10 protein-coding genes are annotated in these 14519 nt (G+C 69.7%); 6 read left to right on the top strand and 4 right to left on the bottom strand.

The genetic code is table 11. The annotated features are described in order from the left end of the window. Nucleotides 1-48 precede the first annotated feature (48 nt). From ACIA5H_RS24880 to ACIA5H_RS24865, 4 genes are all read right to left on the bottom strand, one after another. Nucleotides 49-1731 carry an AMP-dependent synthetase/ligase gene (locus tag ACIA5H_RS24880; RefSeq protein ID WP_397077560.1) on the bottom strand — a complete coding sequence of 561 codons (1683 nt, stop codon included), beginning with the start codon at nucleotides 1729-1731 and terminating at the stop codon, nucleotides 49-51. A gap of 97 nt (nucleotides 1732-1828) precedes the next feature. After that, nucleotides 1829-2761, bottom strand: a complete 933-nt coding sequence (locus tag ACIA5H_RS24875; RefSeq protein WP_379252743.1) for a LysR family transcriptional regulator — start codon at nucleotides 2759-2761, stop codon at nucleotides 1829-1831. Between the two features lie 244 nt (nucleotides 2762-3005). Then, a complete protein-coding gene (locus ACIA5H_RS24870) occupies nucleotides 3006-4994 on the bottom strand; it encodes a serine/threonine-protein kinase (RefSeq protein WP_397077558.1) in 1989 nt (662 codons plus the stop codon). Nucleotides 4995-5246: 252 nt separating this feature from the next. Continuing rightward, the gene (locus tag ACIA5H_RS24865) at nucleotides 5247-6491 is read right to left on the bottom strand and encodes a PucR family transcriptional regulator (RefSeq protein WP_379252741.1); all 1245 of its coding nucleotides are present in this window, start codon (nucleotides 6489-6491) and stop codon (nucleotides 5247-5249) included. Between the two features lie 125 nt (nucleotides 6492-6616). Here ACIA5H_RS24865 and pruA point away from each other — a divergent pair, with 125 nt between their 5' ends. The 6 genes from pruA to ACIA5H_RS24835 all read left to right on the top strand — a co-directional run bounded on the left by pruA (nucleotide 6617) and on the right by ACIA5H_RS24835 (nucleotide 14501). After that, nucleotides 6617-8254 (top strand): L-glutamate gamma-semialdehyde dehydrogenase, encoded by a 1638-nt coding sequence (pruA, locus tag ACIA5H_RS24860; protein ID WP_397077555.1) that lies wholly within the window; start codon nucleotides 6617-6619, stop codon nucleotides 8252-8254. Further along, nucleotides 8254-9210: a proline dehydrogenase family protein gene (locus tag ACIA5H_RS24855; RefSeq protein WP_397077553.1), complete on the top strand. Its 957-nt coding sequence runs from the start codon at nucleotides 8254-8256 to the stop codon at nucleotides 9208-9210. Before pruA ends, ACIA5H_RS24855 begins: the two co-directional genes overlap by 1 nt. Before the next feature lie 163 nt (nucleotides 9211-9373). Continuing rightward, complete coding sequence (locus ACIA5H_RS24850) at nucleotides 9374-10819, top strand: amino acid permease (RefSeq protein ID WP_397077551.1); 1446 nt, start codon at nucleotides 9374-9376, stop codon at nucleotides 10817-10819. Nucleotides 10820-10935: 116 nt separating this feature from the next. Continuing rightward, nucleotides 10936-12345 carry an amidase gene (locus ACIA5H_RS24845; protein WP_397077549.1) on the top strand — a complete coding sequence of 470 codons (1410 nt, stop codon included), beginning with the start codon at nucleotides 10936-10938 and terminating at the stop codon, nucleotides 12343-12345. Between the two features lie 297 nt (nucleotides 12346-12642). Further along, the gene (locus ACIA5H_RS24840) at nucleotides 12643-13284 is read left to right on the top strand and encodes a GntR family transcriptional regulator (RefSeq protein WP_379252736.1); all 642 of its coding nucleotides are present in this window, start codon (nucleotides 12643-12645) and stop codon (nucleotides 13282-13284) included. Beyond that, nucleotides 13284-14501, top strand: coding sequence for an MFS transporter (locus ACIA5H_RS24835; protein ID WP_379252735.1), 1218 nt, complete (start codon nucleotides 13284-13286; stop codon nucleotides 14499-14501). The genes ACIA5H_RS24840 and ACIA5H_RS24835 overlap by 1 nt, the downstream gene beginning before the upstream one ends. Nucleotides 14502-14519 lie beyond the last annotated feature (18 nt).

The following is a 14519-nucleotide window of genomic DNA, read 5'->3' as shown; positions in this document are numbered from 1 at the left end:
CGCTCGACCACCGCGCCGGGCCCTGATTCATCGGCCGATCGGCCGCGGCTATCGTGCGGGCCGTGGCGCGGAATACAGCAGTTCGATATCCGCCGCGTAGGCTTCGGCGATCGCGGCGCGGCGCAGTTTTCGTGACGAAGTCGACAATCCGTCCTCGACGGTGAAATCTCCCTCCACGATCCGAAATGCCCGAATCGATTCCGCGCGCGAGACGAGCGAATTCGCGTCGTCGACCGCCGATTGCACGGAGGCGGTGAGATCGCCGTCCGGCTCGGTGGCGCGCCAGCGCCGCACCTGCGCCTGATCCAGAGTCACCAGGGCGGTCACGAAATCGCGGCCGTCGCCGAGCACCATGCAGTTGGACACCAGCGGATGCAGCCGGATCCGGTCTTCCAGCGGCGTGGGCGCCACGTTCTTGCCGCCGGAGGTCACCAGGATCTCCTTCTTACGCCCGGTGATCCGCAGGAATCCGTCGTCGTCGAGTGCTCCGAGGTCGCCGGTGTGCAGCCAGCCCTCCGGGTCCACCGGCGACTGGCTCGCCGCCGCGCCCCAGTACCCCGGCGACACGTGCGGTCCGCCGACCAGCACCTCGCCGTCGTCCGCGGCGATGGCCACCGAGGTCCCCGGAATCGGCCTGCCGACCGTGCCGAGCCGGTTGGTCCCGGGGGCGCTCACCGTCACGGCGGTGGCGGCTTCGGTGAGGCCGTAGCAGTTGAGCAGCTCCACGCCGAAGGCCGCGTAGAACCCGACCGTCGAATCGTCCAGCGAGGCGCCGCCGGAGACGACGTAGCGCAGCTCACCGCCGAGCGCTGCCGCCACCGGGTGCGTCGACGGCTCCGGCGTGGCTCGCGCCCGCATCAGGTCGAGACCGCGCTCCACCGCCTCCCGCTCCTCGGTTTCGGTGAGCAGGGTGCGGCAATACTTCCGAATCTTCTCCAAGCCGTAGGGAATCATCGCGAGGAACGTCGGCCGCACGGCGGGCAACGTGGGCACCAGGTCCGGAATGCCGGGCAGCAGATGCGTGCGGCTGCCGCCGAACAGGCAGGCGAACAGGATGGTCTGGCCGAAGACGTGCGACAGCGGCAGGGCCAGCACGGTGGTCCCGTCGAACATGGCACCGGTGCGGCGCACGGTGTTCGACGAGGACACGAACATGTTGCGATGGGTGATCAGGCAGCCCTTCGACACGCCGGTGGTGCCGCTGGTGTAGACGATCATCGCCAGGTCGTCGGGCCGGACCGCGGCGATGCGCGCGGCCAGTCCCGGATCGATCGCGCCGGTGGCCCAGTCCGCGATCTGCTCGAAGACCCAGACCTCGCCCGCCCCGGCCGCGCGCAGCCGCTCGGCGTCCTCGGCGCTCTCGGCGGCGAAATACGCGCTCCCGCTGTCGCTCAGGATGTGCTCGATCTGGCTCGGCGACGAGGTGGGGTAGACCGGCACCACCACCGCGCCAAGGGCCAGCAGCGCGCAATCCAGCAGCACCCAGGCCAGATTCGTGCGGCCGAGCACCGCGACCCGATCACCCGCCGCGACGCCGCGCTCGGCCAGAGCCGAGGCCAGGGCACGGGCCCTGTGGTCCACCTCGGCGCTGGTGAGCCGCGTTCCGTCGGCGTCGCACAGCGAAAGCCGGTCCGGGTGATCGGCAGCCGCGCCGGAAATCACCGAGTACAAACTCGCCGAGTCCGGCAGATCGAAACCATTCTCACCGACCGACACTGCGATGACAGACACTGTGTTCACAATGTCGAATTCTGGTCGGCGGCACGGAATTACCGCGCCGCCGACATCGCGGTTCCTACCGCGCGAATGTCATCACCTATCGACGTGGTCAGGCCGATACCGCACGGGCAATATCGATTTGCGCCGGTTCCGGAGAATCGATGCAATCCAGGAAAAAGCCGACCGCCGGATTCGGCTCGTCCGCACGCCACACCGCGTACAAATCGAGCGTCGGCACCGGATCGAACAGTTTCACCGCGACCGAAGCCGTTCCAGGGCCGCCCATGCCCATCGAAATCGCCCGCGGCAGCGAGGCGAACCCCACCAGCGGGCGCACCGAGACCATGTGCGCCGTCGCACCCGGGTCGTCGGCGGTCTGCGCCACCGCGAGGGAGATCCTGGAATCCGCCGCCGCCCGGAAGATCGAGTCGTACATGGCCGGACACTGTTCCCTGGCGAAGAGCACACATTCCTGGCCCTCGAGTTCGGCGAAGGGAACGCCGGGCCGGTCGGCCCACCGATGCCTGCGCCCGACCACGGCGACCAGTGGCACCCGGTGCAGCAGCCGCCGGTACCGGAAGTCGGTCGTACTGGGATGGCCGTAGACGAGGGCGAGGTCCAGCGACCCGTCGGAGAGCGCCGCCAGCTGCGGGCCGGTGCGCTTCTCCCACAGCGACACCACGATGTCGGGATGTCGCTCCGTCATCCTGGTGAGCGCCTCCGGCAGCACGTGTCTGCTGGCCGGAAGGTTGTATCCGATGTTGAGGGCGCCCGCCCGCCCTTCGGCGGTCGCCTTCGCGGCCTGGGCCGCGCGGTCCATCTGCGCCACGATGAGCCGGGCCTGACTCTCGAACTCCCGGCCCGCCGGGGTCAGCTTGACCTCGTGCGAGTTGCGTGCGACCAGTTGCACGCCGAGCGATTTCTCCAGCTTCTGCAGCTGGGCACTGAGACTGGGCTGCGTGAGATGCAAGCGCTGCGCTGCGCGGCCGAAATGCAGCTCTTCGGCAATCGTGATGAACGAAACCAGATGTCGGAACTCCATGCCGCCGGCTCCTTTTTCCGCGTACCGGAAACGGTAGCGCCACCAAGTAACCGAGGATGAACCGGGATCGGACGAACGACACCGAAACCGTAGCCGATCGGTGAACTGCCGCCGAAGGGACGAGAGGGTGTGCTACTCGCGCCCGTGACCATCCAGCTTCCCCGAAACCCCGCCGGAGGGCAACTCGAAAGACGGAAACTCGGTGTGGCGCAACCGCGCTGCCACCGCGGCGCGGGCCGGGGCACTAGCCGAAATACTGGTGGAACCACGCCGTCAGGTCGGCTTCGCTTTTCGGCCCCGGTTCCGGGTGATCGGCGCGCAGCGTGCAGAAATTCCCGATGACCGCGTACTGCTGATGGATCACCAGCAGACAGCTCGGGCCGAGCGCCGCGTCGGTGTTCGGATAGCAGAAATAACGGCCGAGGACTTTGCCGTCCTGTCGCCAGACATCGTCACCCTGGTCGCCGCGACCGCAGACATGGCCGGAGAACTGCGCGCGGTCGGCCTCGTACAGTGACGTCGCGGACTCCGGGTTCGAGAGGCCGAAGAACTCCGCGGCCGGAAATCCGGCCTTCGTCCCGCAGGCCAGCGCCGCGGCCACCGGACCGGGCGGCGGGTCGGCGTGGCGGCAGTTGGCCGGCCCGAAATCTCCGGCCAGATGGTTCAGCACCGCATGATCGGCCCGCGTGAAATAGTCGGGATCGCGGGCAACGTCGGAGGTGCGGAACCCGAGGCGGTTACGCACGGCGGCATAGTCGCGGTACGGCTGCTCGTCGGGGTTCCAGATGTACACCGCGGCCGCCGAAGCCCGCTCGTCCGTGAGCAGCAGCGCGGGCCGCGGCGCGGCGGGATCGTCCATCTTGCTCTCGAAACACGACTTGCGGCCGACTTCCACGCCGTCGCGCAGCATCGGACCGTCCGGCCCCTGCGGGTCTCCTGGGCAGTTATGTCCGTGCAGCGCGGTCAGCAACGACGAGGTGTAGCCGCGCAGTTGGTCGACGGTGCGAAACCGCAGGAATCGCGCCACGGGGTCGCTCGCCGCCGGATTCGCGGCGCAGAACACGACGGCGACCGTGGGAGCGTCGGGGGTCTCGTGCACACAATTCGCGCGTTTGTAGCCGGAGGGGCCGACCAGCGAGAGCAGTTCGACGTCCGCGCCGTTCGGCGCGCTCGCGTCGGGCACGGCGGTGCCGGGGGTCGGCCGGAACAGCTCCCAGCCCAGGAAGCCGAGCGTGGCGGCGAGCAGCACGACGCCCAGCAGGGCGAGCGCACGCAACAACCGACGGCGGTGCGGCCGCCTCGGGCGGTGACCGCGGTCCGCCGCCTCCGACCGGTCCTCCGGACTACCCGCACCGGCAGGCGCGTCCGCGGTCTCGAGCGACTCCGCCGGGCCCGTAGCCGGGCCCGCTACGACCGCCGCCGCCCCCAGATCACCCGCGGTGCCGTACCGCGCCTGCGGATCTTTGGCCATGCCGCGCGCGACGACGTCGTCCAGCCGGAGGGGCAGGCCGGGACGGTGCGAGTGCGGCTGCGGCGGCGGCTCGAACAGGTGCGCGGAGATGATCTGCGCTTCGGTGTCGCGGGGGTACGGCCGCGAACCGGTCAGGCACTCGTACAGCACGCAGGTCAGGGCATAGATGTCGGCGGCGGGGGTGACCGTGCGAGAGTGGAACCGCTCGGGCGCCATGTAGTGGAACGACCCGATCGCCGAGCCGGTGCCGGTGAGACTTTCCCCGGTCGCCGACTGCGCGATCCCGAAGTCCACGAGATAGGCGAAGCCGTCGGGGGTGAGCAGGATGTTGTCCGGTTTGATGTCGCGGTGCACCAGGCCGTCGGCGTGCGCGGCGTCCAGCGCTGCGGCGATCTGCCGGATGATCGCGACCGCCCGCTCCGGCTCCAGCGACCCCTGCGCCTTCAGCAGCGCGCGCAAGCTGTCGCCGCCGACCAAGCGCATGTCGATGTAGAGCCGGCCGTCGATCTCGCCGTAGTCGTGGATCGGGATGATGTGCGGTTCCTGCAGCCGCGCCGCGACGTGTGATTCGCGCCGGAATCGTTCCCGGAACACCGGGTCGTCGTGCAACCGCTCCGGCAACACCTTCAGCGCGATGACGCGATCCTTGACGGTGTCATAGGCCTCGAACACTTCCCCCATGCCGCCACGACCGATCAGGCGATCCAGGCGATACGGCCCGAATCGCGACCCCACCTCGAGCGTCTGACGTCGCGTCGTCATCTCGTCCTCCATGACGGGGACCCGGACTTCCGGGGGCCATGCCCCGGCTTCCCGCGCTCAACTGTAGAGCCCGGCGAACCCGTTCGGCGGACGTATCGCACAGCGGGCCGGTCAGCGGCCGGAAGCCATCAGCGCAGGTCCCAGCGCGGTGGGGCCTCGCAACGCCGCGAACCGATACCGGTTGCCGCCACGGTTGTGGCGATCATCGCGACGACGGGAACCCGTCGCGGTGGTGGCCACCGGCAGCCGTCGTCAACCGGATGCCTCTGGCTTACGCGGGCGGCGGTGCAGGGCGAGCTGGATCTCCAGCAGCAGGCGGTCGGCGGGGTCGTCGAGATTCATGCCGAGGATGTCCTCGACCCGGCGCAGCCGGTAGCGCAGCGTGTTCGGATGCACGCACAATGCCGCGGCGGCGTCGCGCACGTCGCCGTGTTCGCGCAGATAGGTCTCGACGCTGTCGCGCAGGTTCGCGGAATGCTTGCGGTCGTAGTCGAACAGTGCGCCGAGCCGCGGATCGCGCAGTTCCGCCCGCGCTGCCACCAGATCGAGCACCTCGCCGAGCAGCACCGCGGTGCGCGCCTCGGCGAGGGTGGTCACCCTCGCGGGCGACGTGGCGGTGCGGTCGAGGACCCGATCGACCTCGGCGCGCGCGTCGGCCACCCGGCCGAGATCGGGCACCGGGCAGGCGATCGCGGCCCGCAGCGACAGCGACCCTTTCGCGTCGAAGTGCTCGATCAACTGACGTGTCCAGGCCGTCACCGCCCGCTCGGATCGGTAGCCCGGCAGCAGCACGTAGACGCGGTCACCGATCGCGGTGGTCACCGAGTCACCGCGAAAGGAACTGGCACGCAACCGGAGTACGCCGCCCAACGCGGCCCGGTCGGCGCCGGACGCGTGCTCGCCCGCCGCGAGCGCGAAGCCGATCACCGCGGCCGGACCGGTCGACGGAAGGTGCAGCGCGTTCGCCACCGCCGCGGCGTCGACCGCCGCACCCGCGCCGAACAGCCGGCGGATCAGTAGCGCCTCGGTGGTGGGCGCGTCCAGGCTCCGGGAGATCAGGCGTCCCGCGACGGCCGCCGCGCCGCGCAGGATCTCCGCCGCGTCCGGGTGGAACGGCCGATCCCCCTGCTGCAGCCAGATCGCGCCGAGCACGCGCGGAGCGCGTGCTCGCGCGTCGGTGGGGCGGCGTATCCCGATCGCCAGCCTGCGCTTGATGTTCAACTCGTCGTGGGCGGGCACGTCGACGATCTCGTCTGTGTCGCGCAGTCGATCGAGCACGCCCCACTGCCGCAGTAGGCTCAGGTACTCCGGCGGTCCTTCCCGGCCGAGGATCGATCGCACACGCAACTCGTCGGCGGTCTCGTCGGACGCCGAGTACGCGAGCACATGCGACTGCGGGTCCTCGATCGACACCATCCCGCCCGCGTGGTCCGCGATCATCTGCGCCAGCGCGAACAGGTCGATGTCCGCGGCGACTTCCTCACCATCCCCGCCCACGTTCCCGTCCTTCGGCCAACTCGACAACGCATTTGCCTCATCTTTGTCCAATAGGCTCATTGTCCGGACAGTTTTCCGGTGTTGACTTCCCAGTACCAAAAATTCATCTGACAACTGGAGGTTCCATGGACGCCGTCGTGTCCCCGCCCCCGCCGGTCAACGAGCCGGTGGGCAGCTTCGCGCCGGGCACGGCGGAACGCGAGCGCCTGCGGACGAAGCTGGCCGATCTGGCCGCGACCCCGACGGAGGTCGCCCACGTCATCGGCGGTGTGCATCGGCACGGCTCGGGCGAACGCGTCACGGTGACGCAGCCGCACCGGCACGCCGCCGTGCTCGGCACGCTCACCACGGCCGGGCCCGGCGAGGTTCGCGACGCCATCGCGGCGGCCGCAGCAGCGGCACCGGGGTGGCGTGCGCTGCCGTTCGCCGAGCGCGCCGCGATCTTCCTGCGCGCCGCGGACCTGCTGGCCGGGCCGTGGCGCGAAACCATCGCCGCCGCAACGATGCTGGGCCAGTCGAAGACGGCCTACCAGGCCGAGATCGACACCCCCTGCGAGCTGGTGGACTTCTGGCGGTTCAATGTGCACTTCGCTCAACGGATCCTGGCGGATCAGCCGATCTCGGCGCCCGGAGTGTGGAATCGGATGGACTACCGGCCGCTCGAGGGATTCGTCTACGCGATCACGCCGTTCAACTTCTCCGCCATCGCGGGCAACCTGCCCACCGCACCCGCGCTGATGGGCAACACCGTGGTGTGGAAACCGGCTCTCACCCAATCGGTGGCGGCGTACTGGACGATGAAGCTGCTCGAGGCGGCGGGGCTGCCGCCAGGCGTGATCAACATGGTGCACGGCGCGGGCCCCGAGGTGTCGGAGGTGGCACTGGCCGACCACCGGCTCGCGGGCATCCACTTCACCGGATCCACCGCGACCTTCCGCCACCTCTGGCGCACCGTCGCGGCGCATCTCGACCGCTACGACTCCTACCCGCGCCTGGTCGGCGAGACCGGCGGCAAAGACTTCGTCGTCGCGCACAGCTCCGCCGATCCGGACGTACTGAGTACGGCCCTGATCCGCGGCGCGTTCGACTACCAGGGCCAGAAATGCTCGGCCGCCTCGCGCGCTTTCCTGCCACGATCGGTGTGGGACCGGATGGGCCGCGAGTTCATCGACCGGGTGGCCGGGCTCAGCTACGGCGACGTCACCGATTTCGGTCACTTCGGCGGTGCCCTCATCGATCGGCGGGCCTTCGACAAGAACACCGAAGCCCTCGCGCGCGCCAAGGCGACCCCGAGCCTGACCATCGCCGCGGGCGGCCACGCCGACGACAGCATCGGCTATTTCGTCGAGCCGACCGTCCTGCTCGGCGACGACCCGGCCGACGAGGCGTTCCGCACCGAGTACTTCGGCCCGATCCTGGCCGTGCATGTGTACGACGATTCGGTCCGCGGCTCGTTCGACTCTGTGCTCGACCTGATCGACCGTGGTTCGCCCTACGGCCTGACCGGCTCGGTCATCGCCCGGGATCGCGCGGCGATCGCCACGGCCGCCGACCGGTTGCGCTTCGCGGCGGGCAACTTCTACATCAACGACAAACCCACCGGCGCGGTCGTCGGCCAGCAGCCGTTCGGCGGGTCGCGCGCGTCCGGCACCAACGACAAGGCAGGCTCGGCACAGAACCTGCTGCGCTGGACCTCCGCTCGCACGATCAAGGAAACCTTCGTCCCCGCGACCGACCACCGCTACCCGCACCAGGAGTTGTGATGGCCTTCTCCGGACTGCTGCGGCCCGCCGTGCTGGCGGCCTCCCGCTCCCCGCGCGTGGAGCGCGCGATCACCCGCATCCCGGCCACCAAGAAGGTGGTCGACCGTTTCATCGCGGGCGAGACCGAGGGCGACGCGGTCGCCGCGACCTCGGCGCTGCTCGGCTCCGGCCGCTCGGTCACCATCGACTACCTCGGCGAGGACACCACCGATCTCGACAGCGCCCGCGGCACCGTCGTGCACTACCTGCGGCTGCTGTCGGCGCTGGCGGAACTGCGGGCCGTGAACGATGCTCCGGTGCCGCAGCTGGAAGTGTCGCTCAAGCTTTCCGCGCTGGGCCAGGCGCTCCCGCAGAACGGATACGCCATCGCCCGGGAGCACGCCTACGAGATCTGCACGGCGGCGAAGTCCGCCGGGGTCTGGGTGACCGTCGACGCCGAAGACCACACCACCACCGACGCGACGCTGGCGATCGTGCGCGAGCTGCGTTTGGACTTCCCATGGCTCGGCACGGTCTTGCAGGCCTATCTCAAACGCACCGAGGAGGACTGCCGCACCTTCGCGGGCCCGGGATCGCGGATCCGCTTGTGCAAGGGCGCCTATCGCGAACCCGCGTCGGTCGCCTATCAGAGCCGTTCCGCGGTGGACGAGTCCTACCTGCGGTGCCTGCGGATTCTGCTGGAAGGCAAGGGCTATCCGATGATCGCCACGCACGACCCGGCGCTGATCGATGCCGCGCTGCGCCACGTGCGGGAAAGCGGCCGGAAATCAGGCGATTTCGAGTTCCAGATGCTGCACGGCATCCGCGACACCGAACAGCGGCGCCTGGCCGGAGTGGGCCACACACTGCGCGTCTACGTGCCCTACGGAGACCAGTGGTACGGCTACTTCATGCGCAGGCTGGCCGAGCGCCCCGCCAACATCGCGTTCTTTTTGCGCTCCTTCCGCGACCGCTGAGCGGGAGCGCGGACGGACGAAGCCCACTGAACCGAGTCACCAGCACTGGCACGCTTTTCGCCGCCACTTGCGGCGCCACGCGACCATACTGGCGGAACACACGGTTTCGACCGAGTATGTGCCTTCGGCGCTGGAGAAAACGAACACAGCTTTAAGGAACAGCATGGTCCTCGCTCACCTACGCGCCCAGATGACGCGCCGAAAGCCGCTCGGCGAGGTCGAGGACGAGGCCGCCGCGGCCGACGAGCAGTTGTCGCGGTCGCTCGGCCTGTGGCAGCTCACCGCGATCGGTGTCGGCGGCATCATCGGCGCGGGCATCTTCACGTTGGCGGGCGCGGTGGCGCACTCGGTCACCGGGCCTTCGGTGTTGATCTCGTTCCTCATCGCGGGTGTGGCCAGCGCCGCCGCCGCGCTGTGTTACGCCGAGTTCGCCGGGATGGTGCCCAAGGCCGGGTCCGCCTACACCTACGGATACGTGTCGCTCGGCGAGATCGCGGGCTGGTTCATCGGCTGGGATCTGCTGCTGGAGTACGTCGCGGTCGCGGCGGTGGTGGCCATCGGCGTCTCCGGCTACTTCAAATTCCTGCTGGAACAGGTCGACATCGCAGTGCCTGATTGGATGCTGGGCGCGGCGGGAACGGGTGACGGCCACGTCGTCGACGTGTTCGCCATGCTGTTCTGCCTCGGCACGGCCTGGCTGCTCTCGCGCGGCATCCGCAGCGTCGGCCGGTTCGAGACCGTCGCCGTCGGCATCAAGGTGGCCCTCGTCGTGCTGATCATCGCGCTCGGCGTGTTCCACATCGACAGCTCGAACTACAACCCCTACTTCCCGTTCGGCACGGGCGCGGTGTGGACGGGCGCGGCCACCGTCTTCTTCGCCGTGTTCGGCTACGACGCGATGAGCACCGCCGCCGAGGAGTCCACCGAGGGCAAGAAGCATCTGCCGAAGGCGATCATCTATTCACTTGCCATCGCCATGGTCCTCTACGTTCTGGCAACCCTGGTGCTCACCGGCATGCAGAAGTACACCGAGATCAGCCCGACCAGCGGGTTCTCCACCGCGTTCGAATCGGTCGGGCAGCCGGGCGTCGCGAACATCATCGCGATCGGCGCCATCATCGGCATCGTCACCGTGGTGCTCACCTTCATGCTCGGCGTCACCCGCGTGTGGTTCGCCATGAGCCGCGACGGGCTGCTGCCGGAATGGTTCGCCAAGACCCATCCGGTCCGGAAGGTGCCCACCAGAGTGACCTGGATCGTCGGCATCGGAGCGGCGCTGATGGCCGGTCTGCTGGACATCACCGTGGTGGCCGAACTGACCAATATCGGCATCCTGATGGCCTTCATAGTGGTGTCCGTAGCCGTGATCGTGCTGCGGCGCACCCGCCCCGACGAGCCGCGCGAGTTCCGCCTGCCGTTCATGCCGGTCGTGCCGCTGATCGGCATCGGGTTCTCGGTGTATCTGATCTGGTCGTTACCGTGGGAGACCTGGGCGCGTTTCGTGATCTGGCTGGTCGTCGGCCTGATCGTCTACTTCACCTACTCGCGCACCCATTCCAGGCTCGAGCGGCCCCGGCCCGCCGCGACGGAAGGCCCGGCGACTTCCTGACCGCGCGGGCCGTCGGCGGGTACACCATTGCGGAAAGGTCGCTCGACTGCTTACGGTCGAAACGTCGGCATCGGCGACAGCCGCGACGTCGCGCGGCTCGGAAGGAGCGGTGGCGGATGGACCTGCGCGAGGCCGTGTCGGCGGGTGTGCTCGAACAGCGCGAGTTGCTGGCCCAGGGCGCGCTTTCGGCGGAGCAACTGGTCGAGGCGACGCTCGACGAAATCGATGCCGCGGCGGATCTCGGCGCGTTCACCCATGTCCTGCGGGATGAGGCCAAGGCGGCGGCCGTCGATCGGGATCGCGAGCGCGCGGCGGGCGAGCCGGTCGGCCCGTTGCACGGGGTGCCGGTCGCGGTGAAGGACGAGTTCGATGTCGCCGGCGTGGTGACCACCTTCGGCACCAGGGCGAATGCCACGCCGGCCGTGGCGGACGCCGAAGCCGTGCGCAGGCTGCGCGCGGCCGGGGCGATCATCGTCGGCAAGACCGCGATGCCGGAATTCGGGCAGTGGCCGTTCACCGAGTCCAGCACGTTCGGCGTGACCCGCAATCCGTGGGACCCGAGCCGCTCTCCGGGCGGATCGAGCGGCGGGTCGGCCGCCGCGGTGGCGGCCGGGCTGGTGCCCGTCGCACTCGCAGGCGACGGCGGCGGGTCGATCCGGATCCCGGCGGCATGCTGTGGATTATTCGGTCTCAAGCCGCAACGCGGGCGTGTGCCGATGTCCCCGAACGAGCACCTGTGGTGGGCGTTGGGTGCCGCCGGGCCGCTGACCCGCGGCGTGCTGGACTCCGCCGTCGTCTACGACGTCATCCGCGGCAGCACCCCCACCGACCGATTCCGGGCTCCGGAACCGCCGACCTCGTTCGAGGCGGCGGCGCGCGAACCGGCCCGTCCGTTGCGCATCGGCTACAGCACCAAACCGCACGCCCTGATGGTGAAACTCGATCCGCAGTATGTGCGCGCCGTCCGCGACACCGCGAAATTGCTCACCGAACTGGGCCACACGGTGGCCGAGATCGACCCGCACTATCCCGAATCCATGCACGCGTTCTTCCCGCAGTTCTTCGGCGGCGTGCGCGCGGAACTGGCCGAGATCGATCATCCGGAACTGCTCGAACGCCGCACCAAGCAGACGATGGCAGTCGGCGCCTGGGCGCGCAGGCCGGTCGTCGAATGGGCGATCCGGCGCGGTGAGGCGTTGACGCGCGAGATGGACCGCGTCTTCACCGAATGCGATCTGCTGCTGACTCCCACCATCGCGATCCGCCCGCCGCTGCTCGGCGTGCTCGACGGGGCGAACACGGTACGAGCCCAGATCGCCTCGATTCCGATGGTCGCCTACACCGAGCTGTGGAACGTCACCGGTCACCCCGCCGCCTCGCTGCCCGCGGGCGTAGGCGACGACGGGCTTCCGCTGTCGGTGCAGCTGGTGGGCCCCACGAACGGCGAGACGACGATTCTTCCGGTCGCCGCGCAACTCGAGCAGGCACGCCCGCATCCCCGCCCGGTCGCCCTTTCGCACCGCTAGCCTGCACGGCGTCGCCAGAGCCGGAAGGCCCACCGTTCCCGGCAGCGGCGTCGGCGCGCCCGAATGCGCGAGCCGGTCCGAACGTGACATCCGCCGCACCACCCCGGTCAGTGAGCGGAGCCACCCGTCGCGGGGGCCGCCGCGTCCTGATCGTCCGACCGCGCGTGGGGCGGTCATTGCCCGGGTACGCCATGCCAATACTCGCCACGGACCTTCCGCGATCGCTGCTCGGAAGGGCGCGGCCGGTCGGTCCACCCCTCGCGAACTCCTGGCGAACGCGAGGCTAAGATACAACTTGTGTCTAAGACGTATTCATCCGCTGAGCAGGCCTATCGCGCCGTGAAGGAGCGCATCCTGTCCGGCGCGCTCGCGGGCGGGGAGCTGATCAGCGAGGGTGAGATCGCCGCCGACCTGGGCACCTCCCGCACGCCGGTGCGCGAGGCGTTCCTGCGGCTGGAGACGGAGGGGTGGATGAAGCTGTACCCGAAGCGCGGCGCGCTGGTGGTGCCGATCCCGCCCGACGAGGCCGAGCACGTCGCGCACGCCAGGTACGTGGTGGAGACCGCCGCGGTCCGCAGCGCCGCCGCGAACGACCCCGGCATGCTGGTCGAGGCGTTGCGTTCCTCGATCCGGCGGCAGCGCGAGCTGGCCGCCGCGGGCGATCTCGACGGATTCGCGGTCGCCGACACCGACTTCCATCGCACCTACGTCCTGGCCGGTGGCAATCCGCTGCTGTCGGGTTTCTACGACTCGCTGCGGGAACGCCAGCGCCGGATGAACAGCGTCGCCCTGCACCGCGGCCCGGTCGACATCACCGGGATCATCGAGCAGCACGCGCGGCTGGCCGACCTCGTCGCGTCCTCGGACGTCGACGGGTTCGCCGACGCGCTGGTCGAGCACCTGTCCGGCGTGCACCAACTGGAACTACGAGGCCGGTGATGGCGACACTCACCGTCACCGCGCCCCGCGACCGGGTCGTCTCGAGCCGATGGCCGGGCGTCGCCGCCGCGATGTTCGCGATCGCTTGGGGCGGAAACGAATTCACACCGCTGCTGGTGATGTACAAGAGCGACGGGCTGGCGGCCACGACCGTCGACCTGCTGCTGTTCTATTACGTGCTCGGCATCGTGCCCGCGTTGCTGATCGGCGGCCCGCTGTCGGATCGCCACGGCCGCCGGGCCCTGCTGCGGCCGGCGCCGCTGATCGCCGCGGCAGGTTCACTGCTGCTCGCGTTCGGGTCCGCTTCGGTCCCGCTCCTGTCGGCGGGACGGGTGCTGTGCGGCATCGCGCTCGGGCTGGCGATGGCGGTCGGCGGCAGCTGGCTCAAAGAGCTGGCGCAACCGCCCTACAGTCCGGAGCTTGCCGCGGGCACGGGCGCGCGCCGCTCCGCGATGAGCCTCACCGCGGGCTTCGCCATCGGCGCTTGCTGCGCCGGTGTACTCGCGCAATGGGCGCCGTGGCCGAACACCTTGGCGTATCTGATCAACGTAGGCCTGTGCCTGATCGCCGCCGTGTGGGTCCGGCGTACCCCGGAAACCGTCTCCGGGCGGCGAAATCCGCGGAGCCTCCGCGACGACCTGCGCATTCCCGCGGCGGGGCACCGGCGCTTCCGCACGGTGGCATTGCCTGCCGCGTTGTGGCTGTTCACCTCCGCCGCGGCGGCCTACGCGGTGCTGCCCGCGCTGATGGCGCCTCGGGTCGGCGCGGCGCCGATCGCGTTCTCCGCCATGATCTGTGTCATCACCCTCGGCTGCGGGTTCGCCGTCCAGTCCGTCGCGCGCCGGATCGACCGGCCCGGCACCGCGCGGGCGGCGGCGGCGGCACTGATCGCGGTCACGATCGGGATGGCGCTCGCCGCGACGGCTTCCGGTCTGTTGACCCTGTGGGCGACGGTGGCCGCAGCCGTGGTGCTGGGAGCCGGCTACGGCATCGGTCTGGTGGCCGGGCTGCAGGAGATCGAACGCATCGCCCGCCCGGACGATCTGGCCGGGCTGACGGCCGTGTTCTACTCCGCGAGCTACTTGGGATTCGGCACCCCGGCCCTGCTTTCGTTCCTGCACGACACGTTCGGTCTCGGCTATCCGGCGATGTTCGGTGCAGGCGCTCTCGCGGCGGCCGGATGCCTCGGCCCGGTGCTGCGCGACTATCGCGCCTGACGGTCACCGATCCGCCGC

Origin of the sequence: Nocardia sp. NPDC051900, assembly GCF_044452545.1 — a bacterium.
GTDB classification, from domain to species: Bacteria; Actinomycetota; Actinomycetes; order Mycobacteriales; family Mycobacteriaceae; genus Nocardia; species Nocardia sichangensis.
The sequence above is the reverse complement of the archived record's forward strand: the minus strand, read 5'-3'. Positions and strand labels throughout refer to the sequence as shown.

Bases quoted from the DNA above. Each gene is read 5' to 3' on its own strand.
- ACIA5H_RS24875 (WP_379252743.1), bottom strand. From the start codon at position 2,761: ATGGAGTTCCGACATCTGGTTTCGTTCATCACGATTGCCGAAGAGCTG.
- ACIA5H_RS24870 (WP_397077558.1), bottom strand. From the start codon at position 4,994: ATGACGACGCGACGTCAGACGCTCGAGGTGGGGTCGCGATTCGGGCCG.
- pruA (WP_397077555.1), top strand. From the start codon at position 6,617: ATGGACGCCGTCGTGTCCCCGCCCCCGCCGGTCAACGAGCCGGTGGGC.
- ACIA5H_RS24855 (WP_397077553.1), top strand. From the start codon at position 8,254: ATGGCCTTCTCCGGACTGCTGCGGCCCGCCGTGCTGGCGGCCTCCCGC.
- ACIA5H_RS24850 (WP_397077551.1), top strand. From the start codon at position 9,374: ATGGTCCTCGCTCACCTACGCGCCCAGATGACGCGCCGAAAGCCGCTC.
- ACIA5H_RS24845 (WP_397077549.1), top strand. From the start codon at position 10,936: ATGGACCTGCGCGAGGCCGTGTCGGCGGGTGTGCTCGAACAGCGCGAG.
- ACIA5H_RS24835 (WP_379252735.1), top strand. From the start codon at position 13,284: ATGGCGACACTCACCGTCACCGCGCCCCGCGACCGGGTCGTCTCGAGC.